This window comes from Ruegeria sp. ABV3_008 (assembly GCF_056161185.1).
Window position 1 is genome coordinate 1 of the sequence record NZ_JBSWYP010000006.1, and the last position, 18236, is coordinate 18236.

The 18236-nt window shown below is 60.6% G+C and carries 19 protein-coding genes; 7 read left to right on the forward strand and 12 right to left on the reverse strand.

All coding sequences use genetic code 11. From position 1 onward, the window contains the following. Positions 1-249 precede the first annotated feature (249 nt). The 3 genes from ACXAH8_RS11585 to ACXAH8_RS11595 all read left to right on the forward strand — a co-directional run bounded on the left by ACXAH8_RS11585 (position 250) and on the right by ACXAH8_RS11595 (position 2676). Positions 250-957, forward strand: coding sequence for a DUF484 family protein (locus ACXAH8_RS11585; protein ID WP_475218551.1), 708 nt, complete (start codon positions 250-252; stop codon positions 955-957). Then, entirely contained in the window at positions 954-1874 is a 921-nt protein-coding gene (locus ACXAH8_RS11590) for a tyrosine recombinase XerC (protein WP_475218553.1), read from the forward strand. Before ACXAH8_RS11585 ends, ACXAH8_RS11590 begins: the two co-directional genes overlap by 4 nt. Before the next feature lie 88 nt (positions 1875-1962). Then, a complete protein-coding gene (locus tag ACXAH8_RS11595; protein WP_475218555.1) occupies positions 1963-2676 on the forward strand; it encodes a CDP-alcohol phosphatidyltransferase family protein in 714 nt (237 codons plus the stop codon). Here ACXAH8_RS11595 and ACXAH8_RS11600 read toward each other — a convergent pair. The 7 genes from ACXAH8_RS11600 to ACXAH8_RS11630 form a co-directional block, all read right to left on the reverse strand. Beyond that, complete coding sequence (locus ACXAH8_RS11600; RefSeq protein ID WP_170377775.1) at positions 2661-3128, reverse strand: hypothetical protein; 468 nt, start codon at positions 3126-3128, stop codon at positions 2661-2663. The genes ACXAH8_RS11595 and ACXAH8_RS11600 overlap by 16 nt on opposite strands. A 76-nt stretch (positions 3129-3204) precedes the next feature. After that, positions 3205-3660: a methylated-DNA--[protein]-cysteine S-methyltransferase gene (locus ACXAH8_RS11605; protein WP_170691111.1), complete on the reverse strand. Its 456-nt coding sequence runs from the start codon at positions 3658-3660 to the stop codon at positions 3205-3207. A gap of 137 nt (positions 3661-3797) precedes the next feature. Further along, positions 3798-6710, reverse strand: a complete 2913-nt coding sequence (gene ileS / locus ACXAH8_RS11610; RefSeq protein WP_475218558.1) for an isoleucine--tRNA ligase — start codon at positions 6708-6710, stop codon at positions 3798-3800. Positions 6711-6926: 216 nt separating this feature from the next. Beyond that, complete coding sequence (locus ACXAH8_RS11615) at positions 6927-7637, reverse strand: VIT1/CCC1 transporter family protein (RefSeq protein ID WP_475218560.1); 711 nt, start codon at positions 7635-7637, stop codon at positions 6927-6929. 59 nt (positions 7638-7696) lie between these two features. Next, positions 7697-8686 (reverse strand): YcjF family protein, encoded by a 990-nt coding sequence (locus ACXAH8_RS11620; RefSeq protein WP_475218562.1) that lies wholly within the window; start codon positions 8684-8686, stop codon positions 7697-7699. Further along, positions 8679-9134: an N-acetyltransferase family protein gene (locus ACXAH8_RS11625; RefSeq protein WP_475218564.1), complete on the reverse strand. Its 456-nt coding sequence runs from the start codon at positions 9132-9134 to the stop codon at positions 8679-8681. The genes ACXAH8_RS11620 and ACXAH8_RS11625 overlap by 8 nt, the downstream gene beginning before the upstream one ends. Further along, positions 9131-10546, reverse strand: coding sequence for a YcjX family GTP-binding protein (locus ACXAH8_RS11630; RefSeq protein WP_475218566.1), 1416 nt, complete (start codon positions 10544-10546; stop codon positions 9131-9133). Before ACXAH8_RS11630 ends, ACXAH8_RS11625 begins: the two co-directional genes overlap by 4 nt. Before the next feature lie 107 nt (positions 10547-10653). Here ACXAH8_RS11630 and truA point away from each other — a divergent pair, with 107 nt between their 5' ends. Beyond that, a complete protein-coding gene (gene truA / locus ACXAH8_RS11635; RefSeq protein ID WP_475218568.1) occupies positions 10654-11418 on the forward strand; it encodes a tRNA pseudouridine(38-40) synthase TruA in 765 nt (254 codons plus the stop codon). Between the two features lie 6 nt (positions 11419-11424). Here truA and ACXAH8_RS11640 read toward each other — a convergent pair whose 3' ends face one another. The 4 genes from ACXAH8_RS11640 to ACXAH8_RS11655 form a co-directional block, all read right to left on the reverse strand. After that, a complete protein-coding gene (locus ACXAH8_RS11640) occupies positions 11425-12387 on the reverse strand; it encodes a nickel/cobalt transporter (protein ID WP_475218571.1) in 963 nt (320 codons plus the stop codon). Beyond that, the gene (locus tag ACXAH8_RS11645; RefSeq protein WP_170640439.1) at positions 12372-13019 is read right to left on the reverse strand and encodes a DUF1007 family protein; all 648 of its coding nucleotides are present in this window, start codon (positions 13017-13019) and stop codon (positions 12372-12374) included. Before ACXAH8_RS11645 ends, ACXAH8_RS11640 begins: the two co-directional genes overlap by 16 nt. Before the next feature lie 73 nt (positions 13020-13092). Then, entirely contained in the window at positions 13093-13896 is an 804-nt protein-coding gene (locus ACXAH8_RS11650; RefSeq protein WP_475218573.1) for a thioesterase family protein, read from the reverse strand. Between the two features lie 8 nt (positions 13897-13904). Beyond that, on the reverse strand, positions 13905-15140 hold the full coding sequence (locus ACXAH8_RS11655) for an acyl-CoA dehydrogenase family protein (RefSeq protein ID WP_475218575.1): 1236 nt from the start codon (positions 15138-15140) through the stop codon (positions 13905-13907). A 126-nt stretch (positions 15141-15266) separates the two neighbouring features. Here ACXAH8_RS11655 and ACXAH8_RS11660 point away from each other — a divergent pair, with 126 nt between their 5' ends. After that, the gene (locus ACXAH8_RS11660) at positions 15267-16202 is read left to right on the forward strand and encodes a 2-hydroxyacid dehydrogenase (protein ID WP_475218578.1); all 936 of its coding nucleotides are present in this window, start codon (positions 15267-15269) and stop codon (positions 16200-16202) included. A 6-nt stretch (positions 16203-16208) separates the two neighbouring features. On the opposite strand, the gene ACXAH8_RS11665 is transcribed toward ACXAH8_RS11660, so the two are convergent. After that, on the reverse strand, positions 16209-16559 hold the full coding sequence (locus ACXAH8_RS11665) for a hypothetical protein (protein WP_170377750.1): 351 nt from the start codon (positions 16557-16559) through the stop codon (positions 16209-16211). A 210-nt stretch (positions 16560-16769) separates the two neighbouring features. Between ACXAH8_RS11665 and ACXAH8_RS11670 the strand changes: the two genes are divergently transcribed. Both ACXAH8_RS11670 and ACXAH8_RS11675 read left to right on the forward strand, forming a co-directional pair. After that, entirely contained in the window at positions 16770-17093 is a 324-nt protein-coding gene (locus ACXAH8_RS11670) for a hypothetical protein (RefSeq protein ID WP_170554748.1), read from the forward strand. A gap of 54 nt (positions 17094-17147) precedes the next feature. Further along, on the forward strand, positions 17148-18134 hold the full coding sequence (locus ACXAH8_RS11675; RefSeq protein WP_475218580.1) for a type I glyceraldehyde-3-phosphate dehydrogenase: 987 nt from the start codon (positions 17148-17150) through the stop codon (positions 18132-18134). Positions 18135-18236 lie beyond the last annotated feature (102 nt).

Consider the following 18236-nt stretch of genomic DNA (forward strand, 5'->3'; position numbering starts at 1 on the left):
CCCCCCCCCCCCCCCCCCCCCCCCCCCCCCCCCCCCCCCCCCCCCCCCCCCCCCCCCCCCCCCCCCCCCCCCCCCCCCCCCCCCCCCCCGCGGCCCAACTGTGCGGGGCTGATCTCTGATCAGCGCCAAACAGGCGGGAGCGCTCCGGACACAGCTCAAAACGAAATCCACCCAGACGTGCATTTTTCCCAAGGTAATTCCGGTTGGCCGTGCTATAAGCCGCCAAAACAAAAAACGACCGGACGGGACATGAGCAGCAACCCAAAACTCGAGGACAACCTCAGAGCCGCGATTCTGGCCAAGCCTGATGCTTTGCTGGATGATAAAGATCTGATGCAGGCACTGGTAGACGCCAATGAACAGGCCCGAGGCGACAACGTCATCGACCTGCGCGGCATCGCCATGCAACGGCTCGAAGCCAGACTGGACCGATTGGAAGACACGCACCGGTCCGTCATCGCCGCAGCCTATGAAAACCTGGCCGGGACCAATCAGGTCCACCGCGCCATTCTGCGTCTTCTGGAACCGGTCGATTTCGAAGACTTCCTGCGCGTGCTTGGCCAGGATATCGCCGAAATCCTGCGGGTCCAGCGCATCACACTGGTGCTGGAAACCACCGCCCTTATGGACGACCCAGCCGTCGACAAGCTGGACGGCACGTTGACCGTCGTCGAACCGGGCTTTGTCGACCAATACCTCACCTATGATCGCGGCGGCCCTGCGCGCGATGTCATCTTGCGCGAAATCGATAGACCCAACCAACGGGTATTTGGCACTCTTGCCGCTCAACTCAGGTCCGAAGCATGCCTCAAGCTGGATCTTGGCCCCGGTCGCCTGCCCGGTCTGATTGTCATGGGGGCCTCGGACCCGAGGCACTTCACGCCGCAACTTGGCACCGATCTGCTGTCCTTCTTTGCTGGCGTGTTTGAACGCTCGATGCGCCACTGGCTGTCGTGAGCCTCATTTCGCCAGCCTGCCGAGACGCCCTCCAACACTGGCTGGAGAGCTTGGGCGCGCTGGCGGGACGGTCTCAGAACACCCAAACCGCATATCGCGGGGATGTCACTGATTTTCTCTCCTTCATAACCCTCCACCATGGAGACCGCCAGGGCATCGCCGCGCTCGAACGCATCACAGTTTCGGACATGCGTGCCTGGATGGCCGATCAGCGCCAAAGCGGCGTGGGTGCGCGCTCTCTGGCCCGAAAGCTGTCAGCCGTCAAAAGCTTTTACCGCTGGCTGGCCGAGCGCGAAGGGTTCGAGCCAACTGCCGTCCTTTCAACCCGCGCGCCGAAATTCACCAAAAAGCTCCCCCGCCCTCTGGCCGAGGACGCAGCCCGCGCCATGATCGAAACGGTTGAGCTACAATCCAGCAATAACTGGGTCTCGGCCCGTGACGTTGCTGTTGTCACGCTGCTCTACGGCTGCGGGTTGCGCATTTCTGAGGCGCTGTCTCTGACCGGTGCAGATGCCCCCCTGCCGGCAACCCTGCGCATTACAGGCAAAGGCGACAAAGAGAGGATCGTCCCTGTCCTTCCTGCCGCCCGCGAAGCGGTGGATCACTATCTCCAACTCTGCCCGCATCCGAAATCAGACAACCTTGCCCTGTTTCGCGGTGTCCGGGGCGGAGCGCTGAATCCCCGCGCGATACAAGAGGTCATGTCCAAGGCCCGCATGCAGCTCGGCCTGCCAGCGACCGCGACGCCCCATGCCATGCGGCACAGTTTTGCCACGCATCTGCTCTCAGCCGGTGGGGACCTGCGCGCTATTCAAGAGCTTCTTGGCCACGCCTCGCTATCCACCACCCAGACCTATACGGCCGTCGATACCGCCCGCCTGATGGAGGTCTACAACCGCGCCCACCCAAAGGCCTGAGGTCCAAAAGCACGGCATCCTCAATGTCCTTGCAACCAAACTGTCTTTTTGCTTTGCATCTGCCCCTCACATCCTTCATGACACGGGCATGACACTTAGATTCAAAGCGCTTGCCGTTCATCTTTTCACCGCAACCGGAGCCGTTTTCGCAATGCTCGCCATGCTGGCGGCCGTGGATGAAAAATGGAGCCTGATGTATCTGTGGCTTGTGGTTTCCTTCATCGTCGACGGCATCGACGGCCCCTTGGCCCGCCATTATCACGTCAAGAAAAATGCGCCCGAGTTTGATGGTGTCCTGTTGGATCTCATCATCGATTACCTGACCTATGTGTTCATACCGGCCTATGCGCTGTTTAAATCCGGCTTGATGGATGGCTGGACAGGGTGGTTTGCGATCATCGTCATCACATTCGCCAGCGCCATGTACTTTGCCGACACGCGGATGAAGACCAAGGACAACTCGTTCTCTGGCTTCCCCGGATGCTGGAACATGTTTGTCATCGTGATCTTCGCGCTCGAGCCAAACTTCTGGGTCAGCCTCGTTATAGTAACCCTTCTGGCCGTCGCCATGTTCCTGCCCTTGAAATTCGTTCACCCCGTCCGCACCGAGCGCTGGCGCAGCGTGACCCTGCCCATGGCACTGGCCTGGACCTTCTTTGCCGGTTGGGCGGCCTGGGTAGATTTCCACCCGGAAAGCTGGGCGCATTGGGGGCTGGTTGTGACCAGCCTGTATCTTGTCTTCGCAGGCATTGCGCAGCAGATCATTCCGCAACGCAAAAGCGCCGATTACAAAACGTCCTGAACCTCAAACTCGGTCCCGTTATGGGTGAAGACATCGCCTGCCTGCAGGCCAATCATGGCGAGATAAATTGGGCTCTGGGTTGAGATACCCATATAGGTCTTGCCGTCCACGTCGAACCGAGTGGTCGAGACGCAGACAACAAAACGGCGATTGTTGAACTTGATGACCGCGCCGGGCTGAACCGTATCAGTGATACCGAAATTAGTGTTCTCGATCACGTCTATCTTGGCATGATGCGCGTGTACCGGCGCGTCGAACGCCGCAGCAAGGTCCGCATTCTCGCGCGAGGCTGCTATATCATCCTTGTCATGCCCTTCCCGGTCATCCAGTTGGGCATCTTTCAAAAAGGCGTCGTAATGTGCCTGGGCCGTGGCCAGTTCCTGCGCCTCCAGCGACATCAGGCGGTCAATGATGGCTTTCTTTTCTGCGGCGCGTTCTGCTTGGTCGGTCATTCAATGGGATCCTTCGAACTCTCCTTTTGAAACAAGGTGAGGCTCGAGACGTTGGAATGCAACAGGTTTTCACCGATCAGATCAACAGACCCGCCGCCTTTTCGTGCAGCAACAGGGCCACTTTGGTCTCAACCCCGCCATCGCCTGAGAACCCGCCCAACCCATTGGCCGCCAGAACACGATGGCACGGAATGATGACAGGGATCGGGTTCGCCCCACAGGCCTGCCCCACCGGCTGAGGCGGTTGACCCAGCTCCTTGGCGATATCCCCATAGGTGCGAGTTTCGCCAAGCGGAATCGCGTACATCAAATCACAGACCTGCCGCTGAAACTCGGACCCTGAAACATGATAAGGTAGATCAAACCGCTCAAGCCGCCCTTCGTCATAGGCCGTCAGCTGTGCCGCTGCTTCACGCAACAAAGGCGTCTCGGGTCCGTCGCTCACGCCATCCCAGACAAGACGCGTGATCGCCCCGTCCTGTTCCTCAACCCCAAGACACCCGAACTGGGTCTGTACAGCAATCATCGGCATGACCGAAGGCTGCCAGTCTTTGCAGGCAAAGCGCAACCCATAACGCGCCGCGCTCGCCTCTTCTTCTGTTCAAAAATACCTCGGAGCGCGAGGCAGAGCCTCGCAAAAGACTCCGCTTACAACACTCAAGAAGTGCTTTAGCTCAGCGCTTCATCACAGCGCCCACAGACGCCCGCATGACTATGCCGTCCAACGTCGGGCAGAATCTTCCAGCAGCGTTGGCATTTGTCGCCTTCCGCCTTTTCGAATACCACACCAACGCCCTCAATCTCGGGCACGCGGAAGGCTTCGGCCGGGGCCGGGTCCTTGGAGACAGTCAGTCCCGAGGTGATGCACAGATCGTCCACATCAAAAGTCGCCAACAGCGCAACAGTGTCCTGATCTTCGACATGCACGATCGGAGCAGCCTCGAGGCTCGATCCGATCACCTTGTCCTGACGCTGAACCTCCAGCGCGGCGGTCACCGCGCGGCGTACACGACGGACCTTGGCAACGGCCTCTTCCAACGCGGCATCACGCCAATCGGCCGGTGTCTCCGGGAAGTCCACCAGATGGACCGAGCTGTCGTCGCCGGGGAACCGCTCCAGCCAGACCTCTTCCATGGTGAAGACCAGAACCGGCGCCAGCCATGTGGTCAGGCGGTGGAACAGGATATCCAGCACGGTACGGGCCGCACGGCGGCGCAGGCTATCGCCGTCGCAATACAGCGCGTCCTTGCGGACGTCGAAGTAGAAGGACGACAAATCAACCGTGGCAAAGGTGAAGACCGCGCTGAAAACGCCTTGGAAATCGAACTCTGCATAGCCCTTTCTCACCTGTTCATCCAGATCGGCCAAACGGCTGAGAACCCAGCGTTCCAGACGCGGCATATCCTCGGGCGCAACGCGGTCGGCCTCGGTGAAATCGGCCAATGATCCCAGCAGGAACCGCATGGTGTTGCGCAGACGGCGATAGCTGTCGGCGGTGCCCTTCAGGATTTCCGGCCCGATCCGCTGGTCGGCGGTATAGTCGGTCTGAGCCACCCACAGACGCAGGATATCGGCGCCATATTGCTTGACGACCTCCTCCGGCACGATGGTGTTGCCCAGAGATTTGGACATCTTGTTGCCCTTGGCATCCAGCGTGAAACCATGGGTCACCACGTTGCGGTAGGGCGCACGGCCTTTGGTGCCGCAGGCCTGCAGCATCGACGAATGGAACCAACCGCGGTGCTGGTCGGTGCCTTCCATGTAGACGTCCGCAATGCCGTCTTCGGTGCCGTCCTCACGGTCGCGCAGAACGAAGGCATGGGTGGACCCAGAGTCGAACCACACGTCCAACACGTCGAAGACCTGATCGTAGTCATCCGGATTGGCGATGCCGTCGAGGATCTTCTCTTTGAACCCGTCGGTGTACCAGATATCCGCGCCGTCTTTCTCGAACGCCGCCTTGATGCGCGCGTTCAGATCGGCATTGCGCAGCAGGTAATCCGCGTCGGTTGGCAAAGCACCTTTCTTGGTGAAGCAGGTCAGCGGCACACCCCAGGCGCGCTGACGCGACAGAACCCAGTCCGGGCGCGCCTCGATCATCGAATACAGACGGTTACGGCCTGTCTGCGGCGTCCATTTCACCAGCTCGTCGATGGACCGCAGGGCGCGTTCGCGGATGGTGTCGCCCATCTCGCCCATGCCGTCGTCCAGCTTGCGGTCTACGGATGCAAACCACTGCGGCGTGTTGCGATAGATGATCGGAGCTTTCGAGCGCCACGAATGCGGATAGCTGTGCTTGATCTTACCACGCGCCAGCAACCCGCCAACCTCGACCAGCTTGTCGATGACCGCTTTGTTCGCGTCACCTTCACCACCCTTGCGGGACAGGATGTATTTGCCGCCAAAGAACGGCAGATCAGCGCGGAACGAGCCGTCGTCCATCACATTGTAAGTAATGACCTGCTCAAGCATGCCCAGATCGCGATAGAGTTCGAATTCCTCCATCCCGTGCGACGGCGCACAGTGGACAAAGCCGGTGCCTTCGGTATCGGTCACGAACTCAGCTGCGCGGAAGTCGCGGATGTCGTCCCATTCGCCGTTGCCGCCCTCGGCCCCGGCCAGCGGGTGGGTCAGTTGCACGCCTGCCAGCTCATCGCTGGTCACGTCACGGACGCGGGTCCACTGGTCGTCGTTCAGACGCGCGCGGCCCAGCACATCCGCGGCCAGATTGTCAGCCAGCAGGAACTTGTCACCAACGGCGGCCCAGCATTCCTCGGGCGCGCCGATGACTTCGTAGAGGCCGTAAGAGATGTCCTTGCCATACACGACCGCCTTGTTCGACGGCATGGTCCAAGGGGTCGTGGTCCAGATCACAACAAATGCGTCATTCAAATCACCGGCATTCACGACCTTGAACTTCACCCAGATGGTGAAGCTTTCCTTGTCGTGATACTCAACCTCGGCCTCGGCCAGAGCGGTCTTTTCGATGGGCGACCACATAACCGGCTTCGAACCCTGATAGAGCGTGCCGTTCATCAGGAACTTCATAAACTCGTCGGCGATCACCGCCTCGGCATGGTAGTCCATCGTGATGTAGGGATCGGGCCAGTTGCCAGTGATGCCCAGGCGCTTGAACTCTTCGCGCTGGATGTCGATCCAGCCTTCTGCGAACTTGCGGCACTCCTGACGGAAGTCGACGATGTTCACCTCGTCCTTGTTCTTGCCCTTCTTGCGGTACTGTTCCTCGATCTTCCATTCGATGGGCAGACCGTGACAGTCCCAACCGGGCACATAGCGCGCGTCGAAACCCATCATCTGATGCGATCGCACGATCATGTCCTTGATCGTCTTGTTCAGCGCGTGGCCGATATGGAGGTGACCGTTCGCGTAGGGTGGGCCGTCATGCAGGGTGAAAGGCTTACGGCCTTCTTTCTCGCGCAGGCGGTCGTAGACGCCGATCTTTTCCCAACGCTCCAGCCATGCGGGTTCGCGCTTGGGCAATCCAGCGCGCATGGGGAATTCGGTCTTGGGTAGGTTCAGCGTGTCTTTGTAGTCGGGTGTCTGGATCGTGTCGGCGCACATTGGGGGCGTCCTTTGGATGATCTGGTCGTACTAGGATCGAAGCGGTCGGTGCGAAGTCTCAAACACCTTTGCCCGGCGTCTCAAAGGGTCAGAGCGCCGGGGATATAATTCGAATAATGATGGCCATCTGGTCATGCATGGGGGCGCTTATAAGCCGCCCATGCCCGATGGTCCAGAGGCTCCGCCCGATGCGACGAATGGCGCTACATCATCGGGCTAAGGGTGAAACAACGACCCCACGAAATAGGCAATCATGGCCGCTGCACCGCCGATGGCAAACGTCTCCAGCCCCGAGCGCCACCACGGAGTCAGCGACCACCGGCTTTTCAGCGCTCCGATGGCAAAAAACACCCCCATGGTCATGCAGACAGAGAGAGTGAAAGCGTTGTCCAGAGCCAGCAGAAACGGCAGCAGAGGAACCATCCCGGCCACCAGAAAGGCCAGAAACGTGGCCATCGCAGCCTTCACCGGATGCGGATCGACGCTGCCAAGCCCGTATTCGCCCTCGATCATCAGGTTGATCCAGTTTTCGCGGTCCGCGGTGATAGCCTCTGTCGCATCCTCCAACACCTGTCCGGACAAACCCTTCTGCGCAAGGATCTCGCGCACCTCATCGCGCTCGCCATCCGGGTAGAGCGCGATGTGACGCTTTTCGATGGCTCGAATGCGTTTGATATTGTCCAATTCAGCCTTGGTGCCAGAATAGTTGCCAACGGCCATCGAAAACCCGTCGGCCAGCACATTGGCCAAGCCCAGAGCGACAATTACGAACGACGACAGCCCTGCACCTGCAACGCCCGCAACGATCGCAAATGTGGTGACCGACCCGTCTATGCCCCCATACACGATGTCACGCAAAACGCCCCGCCCGGGTGGGTCGCTAATTCTCTGTTCAATTTCATGCTGGCTGTGACCGTGATCTGTCATGGCTCGCTTTCTGTCAAATTCACTGTGACGAATGGCGTGCCATGCCGCTTTGCGTCAGATCAAGTCTTACTGAATAGCCCCTGCAACGCCCTTTTGATCGTTGTGCGGACCGACGGTTTGTGACGATCCGAGAAGGGCAAGGGTCGACACACTTCCATCGCGGCCACTCCGACTCGGGCGCTGAGGGCGCCATTCACCAACCCTTCACCAAACCGGCGCGACAATTTACTGAGGACCGATCCACCCAGAACAGGCTCCAACAAGTCGTCGCCGACGGCCACCGCACCGGTCGCCACCAGATGCACGAAAACGGCGCGCGTCAGGCGCCAGCTTCCCAGAAACCCGGCCCGCCCACCATAAATCTCGGCCACCCGCCGGATCATTCGCAACGAGGTTGCAAGGGCCGTGACCACATCCGCAAGGGCCAGGGGCACCAAGGCCGTGACCGTAGCCACCTGCCGGGCTGCTGCCTCAACCTCGCGACTGGCGGCGGCGTCCAAGGGGGCCAGCAGTTCATCCTCGGCCAAGGTCAGCAGGCCAGAGGCGTCGAATTGTTCTGACATACGTTCGGACAGCCGATCACGGCCCCATTTGGTCTCATCCCGGCCCTTGTAGAATGCAATCAAGCGGGTTGTGACCGCCCGCGCTTTGGTCAGATCGGCATCCGCCAACGCCTCATCCGCTGCGCGGCGCAATCCGTCAACGCGGGACAGGCGGCCAATTGCAGCCAGTTCCCGGACGGCGATGATCAGCGCAACAAGGACCAAAGCTGCGATCAAACCGGTGACAACCCAGCCCAGAATGGGCGCGCGTACGATCAGCGAGGTCGCGAAATCCCATGCGGCGACCGAAATCGCAGCCCCGACTACCGCCAGCGCCAACCCCCAGAACCAACGCGCCAAGGCCGAGGGTTTGCGGGCGGCAAATCGCGCCGCGCTTTGCATGGCCCGCCCTTGAGGTACCGCCAGATCGGGCACCGGAGGGGCCTTGGCCACGTCAGCGGCGGGTTCGTCTGCTTCGAGGTCGATCAGGACCGGGCCTTTAGCCATTCTCTGCCCCTTCACTACGCCAGACATATTTGATGTCCGGCAGGTTTTCATCGTTATCCGCCCCGTCGCTTCGAGCGACCTCGGCAAAGCCGTTGCGTTCATAGAACCTGCACGCTCCGGTGTTGGCCTGAAATGCAAACAGCGTCAGCCGCGAGTGCTGCGCCTTCGCATGATCAAGCAACCGCTTGCCAATCCCCTGCCCGCGCGCAGCAGGCGTCAAATACAGCGAATGTACATCCGTTCCCTTCAGGGCCAAAAATCCAACCACTGTGTCCGAGACCTCAACGACCGTAACCCAGCCTTGATCAATCATACGGCCACAAAAGGCGATGGTTTCAGCGCAGCTGTGGAGGTCGGGCATCCAGTCATTCTCGCGCGAAAACCCATGCAGGATTTCCCCGGTCGCACCGGCATCGGTGCTGCGGGCGGAGCGGAGGGTAACGGTCAAAGCCGGTCTCCGATCAAAAACTGCGCGGCCCGGTCTAACCGGATATGCGGCGGGCCGTCGCCCGGGCGCAGCGTCAACTGGGCCGGAGCGAAGGACATGAAACCATAGTCATCACCAAGCCACGCCTCGGCCCCGTTCCGCGCTGGGCCGAGCAGATGGGATGGATCATCCGGAAGCTCTCCGGGGTAGAACGCGGCTTGTTTACCACTGTCCAACAAGGTTCCCCGGACGCAAGGAAGTTCGGTTCCGTTGTGGCTGCGCATTTCTTCGGTCGTGGCACGCAGCGAGGCCAGTGACAGGGCTGCCGTTTCAGCACCGGCGAAACTCGCCCGGTCCCGCGCCTCACGGGTCAGAGCCTCCATGATCGCGGTCAGGCGCGGGTGTTGCGTGTGGTGCAGGTGGTCGGCTTTGGTGGCCGCAAACAGAATGCGTTCAACCCGTTTGCCCAGCAACAACTGGCTGAGCCACGCGTTACGCCCCGGACGGAAGGCCGAGAGGATATCGCCCATGGCGCGGCGCATATCCTCGACCGCTTGCGGGCCTTTGTGGATTGCGCCCAATGCATCGACCAGCACAACCTGACGGTCGATGCGTGAGAAATGATCGCGGAAAAACGGCTTCACCACTTGGGATTTATAAGCCTCGTAGCGCCGCTCCATCTCGCGCTGCAGGGTGCGACGGCGCGAAGAGTCGGTCACCGGCAAAGGCGCAAAGGTCAGAACCGGAGAACCTGCCAGATCGCCAGGCAACAGAAAACGACCCGGCGTGCAATCGTAGAAACCAGCATCCCGCGCCGTGTTCAGATAGGTCGTGAACGCAGCAGCCAGAGCCTGCACCGTAGGCTCATCATGCGTCGCTGTCAGATCAGTGCCACGGGCCTGCGCCAGAAACTCGGCTGCCTCGGGGCGGTTTTCGATGCGCGACAGCGTCTCCAGCGACCAGTCCGCGTAGGATTTGTCCAGCAACGCGAGGTCCAGAAGCCACTCGCCGGGATAGTCCACGATGTCCAGATGTACGGTGCGCGATCCCTGAAGCCCTGCCAGCAATCCGGCCGGTCGCGCCTTGAACGACAGGCGCAGCTCGGACACGGCGCGGGTGCTTTCGGGCCAGTGCGGTTGTGGGCCTGTGAGGTCGGAGAGGTGAGATTCGTAGTCGAACCGCGGGACCGTGTCGTCTGGCTGCGGTTGCAGGTAGGCCGCGTTGATGCGCCCCTCTTGCTGCGCAACCAGGCCGCTCATGCGGCCCCGGTCCAGCAGGTTTGCCACCAGCGACGTGATGAAAACCGTCTTGCCGGAGCGCGCCAGACCGGTGACGCCCAGACGGATGACAGGCTCGAAAAACGTCTCGGACACGCTGTCGCCGATGGATTCGACGCCGCGCACAAGACTGTCTGCCAGGGATGAGATGACCAAATTGTCGCCCCGCAATAATCGTTTCGCCCAAGATAGGTAGCCGCTGCCGGACATGCCAGCGCTTTCGCCCCCTTGCCCGTTTGCGCGTCGCGCGCTACCAGCGGCCCATGCCCAGATATGCTTTGAAAGTCGAATACCAAGGGGAGCCGTTTGCCGGATGGCAACGCCAGAAAGAGCTGCCCTCGGTGCAAGGGGCCATTGAGCACGCCCTATCCCGCATCCAGCCGGGCGATCACACCATTGCTGCCGCAGGGCGCACCGATGCGGGTGTGCATGCGCTGGGGCAAGTGGCGCATTGCGATCTGGTCAAGGAGTGGGATCCGTTCCGCCTGTCCGAGGCGTTGAACTATCACCTCAAGCCGCAGCCGGTGGCGATTGTTCAGGCTGCGCGGGTCGCTGATGACTGGCACGCGCGCTTTACGGCGGTTGAACGTCAATACCTGTTCCGCATCCTGATGCGCCGCGCTCCTGCGACCCATGACAAAGGGCAGGTTTGGCAGATCAATCATCAGCTGGATGTCGAGGCCATGCAGGCGGGTGCGGATATGTTGATGGGGCGGCATGATTTCACCACTTTCCGATCCTCGATCTGTCAGGCGGCCAGCCCGGTGAAAACTCTGGATGAGTTGCGGGTAGAAAAGGTGCAGGGCTTCTCTGGCCCCGAGGTGCATTTTCACGTTCGGGCGCGGTCATTCCTGCACAATCAGGTGCGCAGCTTTGTGGGAACGCTTGAACGTGTTGGCGCGGGGTCGTGGTCACCCGAGGATGTGCGCGACGCGCTAGAGGCCGAAGATCGCGCCGCCTGCGGGCCGGTTTGCCCGCCGCAAGGGCTGTATCTGGCACGGGTCAGTTACCCTGATCCGGTTTTCTAGATCGCTTTAAATCGCGCGCAACAACAGGCCGCTGGCAATCACGACAATCACTAGCCCTGCCACCAGCTCGATGGTCGGGGCCAGTATCGACGCAAATCGCGTGGCCGAGGCCGAGGCAAGCAACCCGCCGCGCAGGCCAAAGGACGTCCAGCCGACCAGCGTTGTGACAGTCGCGGTGCCCAGCGCCATCGCGAAAGCTCCGGCAATTCCGACCATGGCAATTCCCATCTGCCAGGTCAGGATCAGCACGAACAATGCCCCGGTACAGGGGCGCGCAGCGATGCCCGCGATCAGCACGAGCGCCTCACGCAGTGACCCGACATTGGCGACCTCTTCCGCGCTGGGGCCATGGCGATGGCCGCAATCCGAGCAGACCTCATCATGGTGATGATGATGGTGGTGCTCGTGTTCCTCATGGTGGCGGTCGTGGTGATGCTCATGGTCGTGAGAATGCCCATGCGCGGCATCGCTGCGGGACCGTCGCGCGAAACTGCGCATCCCGCGAAAAACCAGCCACAAACCAATGGCCGCGATGGCCGCATAGCTGATTGGCGCCATAACCTGCTCTGTCGTGCCCACCAGTGTCTCACGTGACAACTGGAATATCAGAACCCCGGCATAGACCAGAACAACTGCTGTTACGGCCTGCCCGAGGCTCGACAGCACGCTGATCGCCGACAAGCGCCAGAAGGCGACCTGACGGCCCAGACCGTAGCCTCCGATCAGGACCTTACCGTGCCCTGGGCCGATGGCATGAAAGAACCCGTAGGCGAAACAAACGGTTAGCAGTGTTGCCACCGCCTGAGGTTGTTCGGCGCGGGCCGCCCGAAGGGCACGCGCGATCTGGTTCTGGAATTCGCGTTGTTCGCCAGCCGCCCAAGCAGCTAGGCTGTCAAACCCGCCGCTGCCCCAGAACCACAAAAGCAGGCCACAGGCGATAGCGACGGGAACAATCAGGTATTTGGACATGAAATCAAAATCTCGGTCGCAAAGCTTTCGCCGACAAGCGGGATATCGTTTTCCTCAAGGTCGTATTCTGCATCCAGGGTCAGGAGAAAGGCCTGCATCTGCGCCAATTGGCCGTCGATATCCGGATCAATCCGTTCGAGCAGACAAGTCGCCGGGCCGGACACGGTGACCGGACGGGTGACGTCGTAGGCGGTGTAATAGGTTTCATCGAAGGCTTTTGCCGAAATCGCTTCGGCCGGGACAGATCCGCCTTCGACAGCGCGCAGATGGGTGGTGACGATGCGACCATCTTCGGTCGTGGCATGCGGTTCCAACGGGCCAGACAAGGCAACCGGGGCACCGCTGGCGGTCACAACCAGATCACCGTTATAGCCTTCCATCCATTGCGCATCAAAACCTGTCAGGAACTGCTGCTCACTATCGGTCAGCGCGCCGTCGCCATCCTGATCCAACCTCATGTCCTCCAACTGTAGCAGCGAGAACAGCTCATCATAGGCCCAGGTCACGCGGACATGGGTCAGCTGTCCGGCCTCGTCCACGATGAACTCCAACCCCGTGTCAATGAAGACATGCGGGTGGGCCAAGGCCGGGATCGGCAGGCAGCAGGTCAGAAATGGGAACAACCATCGCATAAGGGCAAGATAGGCGTCGAAGTACGCATCGGCAATGCGATTTCCAGTCTCGATGCAGAAACTGGCCGACCGATCACTTGGGTGGGAACAGAACAATCGTTTGTAGGGCCGTTCCGACAGGCCCCTGGCTGTCATGCAGCACCGACTGAGACATCCCGATCCCCGAGGGCTGCCAATGCGAAATGGATTGAGAGGCCAACCAGTCCGAGGTGGGCTCTCGGTGGATGTTGATGGTCAGATCGGTGTTCATGAACCCCATCTCAGCCGTTGGGGCATTCCATGAGATTCCATTGCCGCAATCCCCCAAGGCACAGATCGATTGGATCGGAGACTGCACCTCACCCTCCAACAGGTTCGGGGTCCGCATCCACACGGTTTTCGGCCCCACTCCCTGCTTGTCCCCCGCCCCGTATCTGATATCGCTAAAATGTGCGAAACCGGGCAGGTCATGGCGCACCTCTCCGATCGGGAAAGGGCCTTCGACCGCATCTTCGAACCGCAATGGCCGCGTTTCGACATTGGGCACATCGCCCAAGTCCCGGCGCACCACATGCATCGTGGTTGCGGTTGCGCACAGGGTGTCGTCCAGATCATGCACCGTCACTCGTGTGGTCCCGAGCGTTCTGGTATGGCGCGTGGTCTCAGCCGCCACGCGCAGCCCGGCAAGGGGCAAAGGGCGCAGCAGATCAACGGTCAAGCGAGTCAGCATCTTCTCGGGCCCGATCTCGGTTTCAGCCGCGCGTACGATCAGGCCGCTCACCGGCCCTGCGTGACAATGCTCCGCCGACCAGGGACCGCGCGCCGGATCATTGCCGACAAAAGCCCCGTCCTCTCGCTGATGAAAATAGGAGAGATCTTCGAAATCATAGGTAGCCATCCTGGGCGTCAGACCTTCTCCTGAGTGTATTTCCTAAGCTCCGCACGCGCGACCTGACGGCGATGAACCGCGTCCGGCCCATCGGCGAGGCGCAATGTGCGGACATGGGTCCAGGCATTGGCCAGCGGGGTATCCTGACTGATCCCCTGCGCCCCGAACATCTGTACCGCTTCGTCAATCACTTTCAGCGCGACTTGAGGCGCGATCACCTTGATCTGGCTGATCCATGGCGCCGCCGCCCGCGCGTCACCCTGATCCATGTACCACGCTGCTTTCAGGCACAGCAGGCGGGCCATTTCAATCTCCATCCGGCATTCGGCGATGATGTCGTAATTGGCCCCAAGCTGCGCCAGCTTCTTGCCGAACGCCTCACGCTGCAGCGACCGTTTGCACATCTGCTCAAGCGCGCTTTCGGCCTGCCCGATGGCACGCATGCAGTGGTGAATGCGGCCCGGCCCCAACCGGCCTTGCGCGATTTCGAATCCACGCCCTTCACCCAGCAAGATGTTTTCAGCGGGGACACGGACATTGGTGAACCGGATGTGCATATGCCCGTGGGGTGCATCGTCGTGGCCATAGACCTCCATGGGGCGCAGAATCTCGATCCCCGGCGCGTCAGCCGGCACCACAACCATGGACTGGCGCTGATGCTTCGGCTGATCCTCACCACCCGTTTTGACCATCACGATGTAAACCTTGCAGCGCGGGTCACCCGCGCCCGAAGACCACCATTTCTCACCGTTCAGAACATAGTCATCCCCGTCCCGCACACAGGACATCGACACATTTGTCGCGTCAGATGAGGCCACGTCCGGCTCGGTCATCAAATAGGCTGAGCGAATCTGACCTTCGAGCAGAGGCGTCAGCCACTGCTCTTTCATCTTCTCGGTGCCGTAACGCTCGAACACCTCCATGTTTCCGGTGTCGGGGGCCGAGCAGTTGAATACCTCGGCCCCAAGAGGCGTCTTGCCCATCTCTTCAGCGAAATAGGCGTATTCAACCGTTGTTAGGCCAAACCCTTTTTCGCTGTCGGTAAGCCAAAAGTTCCATAGCCCGGCCGCTTTGGCCTTGGCTTTCAAACCCTCAAGAATTTCCGCCTGACGGTCGGTGTACTGCCAACGGTCTCCCTTGCCGATTTCGGCCTGATAATCCTCTTCCAGCGGCATGATCTCATCGCGGATCATATCTGCGACACACTGCAAAAGGGCGCGGTTTTCCTCGCGCAGACCGAATGACATGTTCATGAACGCTCCTCCGTTGCCCATCGGTTCGGGCTTTACCTTCGCCTGAAGAATGGCTTAGCTGCCCTGACCCTGTCCAGTTCCGTGACGGGACGTCACCTCCATCTATTTCCAATACATGAGGCACCCATGGCACTTTTGATCGAAACCGGCCTGTCCAACTGGATCAGCGATGCGGATTTGGCCAAAGAGGTCCTGCATCAGTCGCCCGACGCTGATGTCCGCACCCCGGACATGATCGGGAATCCGACTGAAATCACCATGGTCGCGGTCAGCACGCTACAGGATGCGCATCTTGAGCGCCTGCCCAACCTCAAACTAGTACAGAAACTGGGCGCTGGCGTGGAAACCATCGTAGGCAACCCCAAATTGCCCGATCATATCCGCGTCGCACGCCTGAGGCCGGACGCCCCGGCACAAGAAATCGCCGAGTGGTTTCTGGCCCATATCCTGCGCGCCCAGCGCCATTTGGGAGACTACGAAGCCGCTCAGCGCAAGTCCGAATGGTCTCCCAAAGCGCCGCGTATCACGTCAGAGACAAAGGTCGGTGTACTGGGTCTTGGCACTATTGGTGCGCGCACTGCGCTCATGCTGAAGGGCCTTGGCTTTCAGGTCATGGGATGGAGCCGGTCACCCAAGCAAATTGACGGCGTGACCTGCCTGCACGGTCAGGATGCCCTGCCCGAGCTGCTTGGTCAGTGCGACTACGTCTGCGCCATCCTACCGTCGACCCCGCAAACCGTCGGGCTGTTTGGCGCAGATATATTAGCCGCGATGAAGCCCGGCAGCCATCTGCTGAACGCAGGGCGCGGCGATCTGATTGACGAGACCGCTTTGATCGACGCATTGGACGCAGGCACACCCGGCCATGCCATTCTGGATGTCACCTCTCAGGAGCCTTTACCGCAGGACAGTCCTCTTTGGCAGCATCCCGGCGTGACGATTACGCCGCATGTCTCGGGCTGGCATCTGGGGGATGCGCTTGCAGACGTGGCCAGGAATTTCGAGCGGCTGACCTCGGGCCAGCCGCTGCTGCACGAGATCGACCGAGGCAGAGGCTATTGAAGCGAATCAGGGCGTCAGCAACCAGTTCCCACTGGCGTCCTTGCACCTGCGCGTTCGAATCTGCCGGTTCTGCTCATCACCACCCGGTTCAACGGAATGCTGCAACGAGACACAATTCCCCTGTACCGCAGCGATACGCACGGTGCCTTTCGAACCAGTTGCATCATTGGTCCATGCGCGCTCTTGCCCAACGGACGGAGCGCCGCTGGTCAACAACGCGGTCGAGGCCGCGCTCAGCACTTCGAAATCCTGCGGGCTGAGGCCCATTTCCGCAATAATCCGCGACAGAGGCTTGGCCTGAACCGCCCCAACCGTCAGAACTACAGCTGCCAAAACCAAAGAAATCCGGGCTTTCATCTGTGCCTCACATGACTGAAATGAATTTGTCCTCAAGGATATACCCCAGCGCGGGCCGGGCCAAGCCCCGAGCGGTTGCACCTTCAGAAAATCCAAATTTAGCGTCTGAAACGCGTAAAGGTTCTGCGAATTTGACCCAAAAGGGTTCACAGCAGCGACTAAATCTGGTGAAATCAGGGAAATTCTCATTTGAATGTAGGAGTTTGCATTATGACCCTGCGCCTGCCCCTTCTGGCCCTCGCCGCGGCTGCCACTTTGACCGTCGCGCCAAGCGCCCCCGCCGTCGCCAAGGAAGAGACCAAGTCGGTCGTGGTTCTCAGCCGCACATGGGCGGTGACCCAAGTCGCCGAAGAGCCGGTGATCTATCGCGCCACGCGGGACAACAACAACCTCAACCCGTTCGGCCCGCCACCGCGCCTGCGGACCCTGCAGGCCATTGCTGCAATTCAGCAGGCCACTGGCTGCAGACCCATCGTGGCCAGCATGTATCAGAACATCTCGGGCCAGTTTTTCTCGCAGGTTAGCTGCAACTGAAATTGGTACAATACTTTCATTGAGGTCGCCTGAGACGCCTGCCATAGCTTGCGCATGAAACTCGCGATCAATGGATTCGGCCGAATTGGCCGCACGATCCTGCGGCAGGTTCTGGCCATGCCGCAAGGATCGGATATTGAGTTGGTGCTGATCAACGACATCGCACCGCTGGCAACCTGTGCTTACCTGTTCAAATACGACAGCACCTTCGGCCCCTATGCCGGGGACGTCTCGGAGGGAAACAGCGCACTGGTCGTGGATGGGCAGTCCATCCCCATGACCCACAGCTCTGATCTGGCGAATATCGACCTGTCGGGCGTCGATGTCCTGCTGGATTGCACCGGTATCGCGCGGACATCCGACGTGGCACAGCGTGGATTGGCCGCTGGGGCGGGCAAAGTGCTGATCTCCGGCCCCTCTCCTGCCGCCGAGGTGACCGTGGTCCTTGGCGCCAATGAGGATCAACTGGGCGGCGCTCATGTCGTCTCGAACGCGTCCTGCACCACCAACGGGCTGGCGCCTCTTGTCCGGGTTCTGGATGACATCGGCGGGATCACCACGGGGCACATGACGACCATCCATTGCTACACAAACAGCCAACCGATGGTGGATGCCCCACGAGGCGATCTTGCCCGCTCGCGCGCAGGCGCGCTGTCGATGGTCCCAACCACTTCAAGCGCGATCCACCTAATCGACGTCGTGCTGCCCCATCTGTCGGGTCGCATCTCAGGCGCGGCGGTACGGGTGCCAACGGCCAGTGTTTCGGCCATCGACCTGATCGTCACGCTGGACCGCAGCCTTGACGCAGAGGCCTTCGACACAGCTATGCGCGATCAGGTCAGCGCGTCGCCGGTTCTAGGATGGACCGATATGCCGTTGGTCTCCTCCGATCTGCGCGCCCGTCCCGAGTCGCTGGTCATCGCTGGACCAGAGACCCGCATGGTCGGGGCGAACCAGGTCCGCGTCTTTGGCTGGTACGACAATGAATGGGGTTTCTCCGCACGTATGCTGGACGTCGCCCGCCTTATGACCGCCGCCTGACCCGTCGCAACCGCAGCGCGCCCCGCGCGCTGCCTGGCCCAACCGGGTTGGGTGCATCTACGATGCGACCAAACCGGGCGGGAGCCGCCCCAAGCCGTCGAC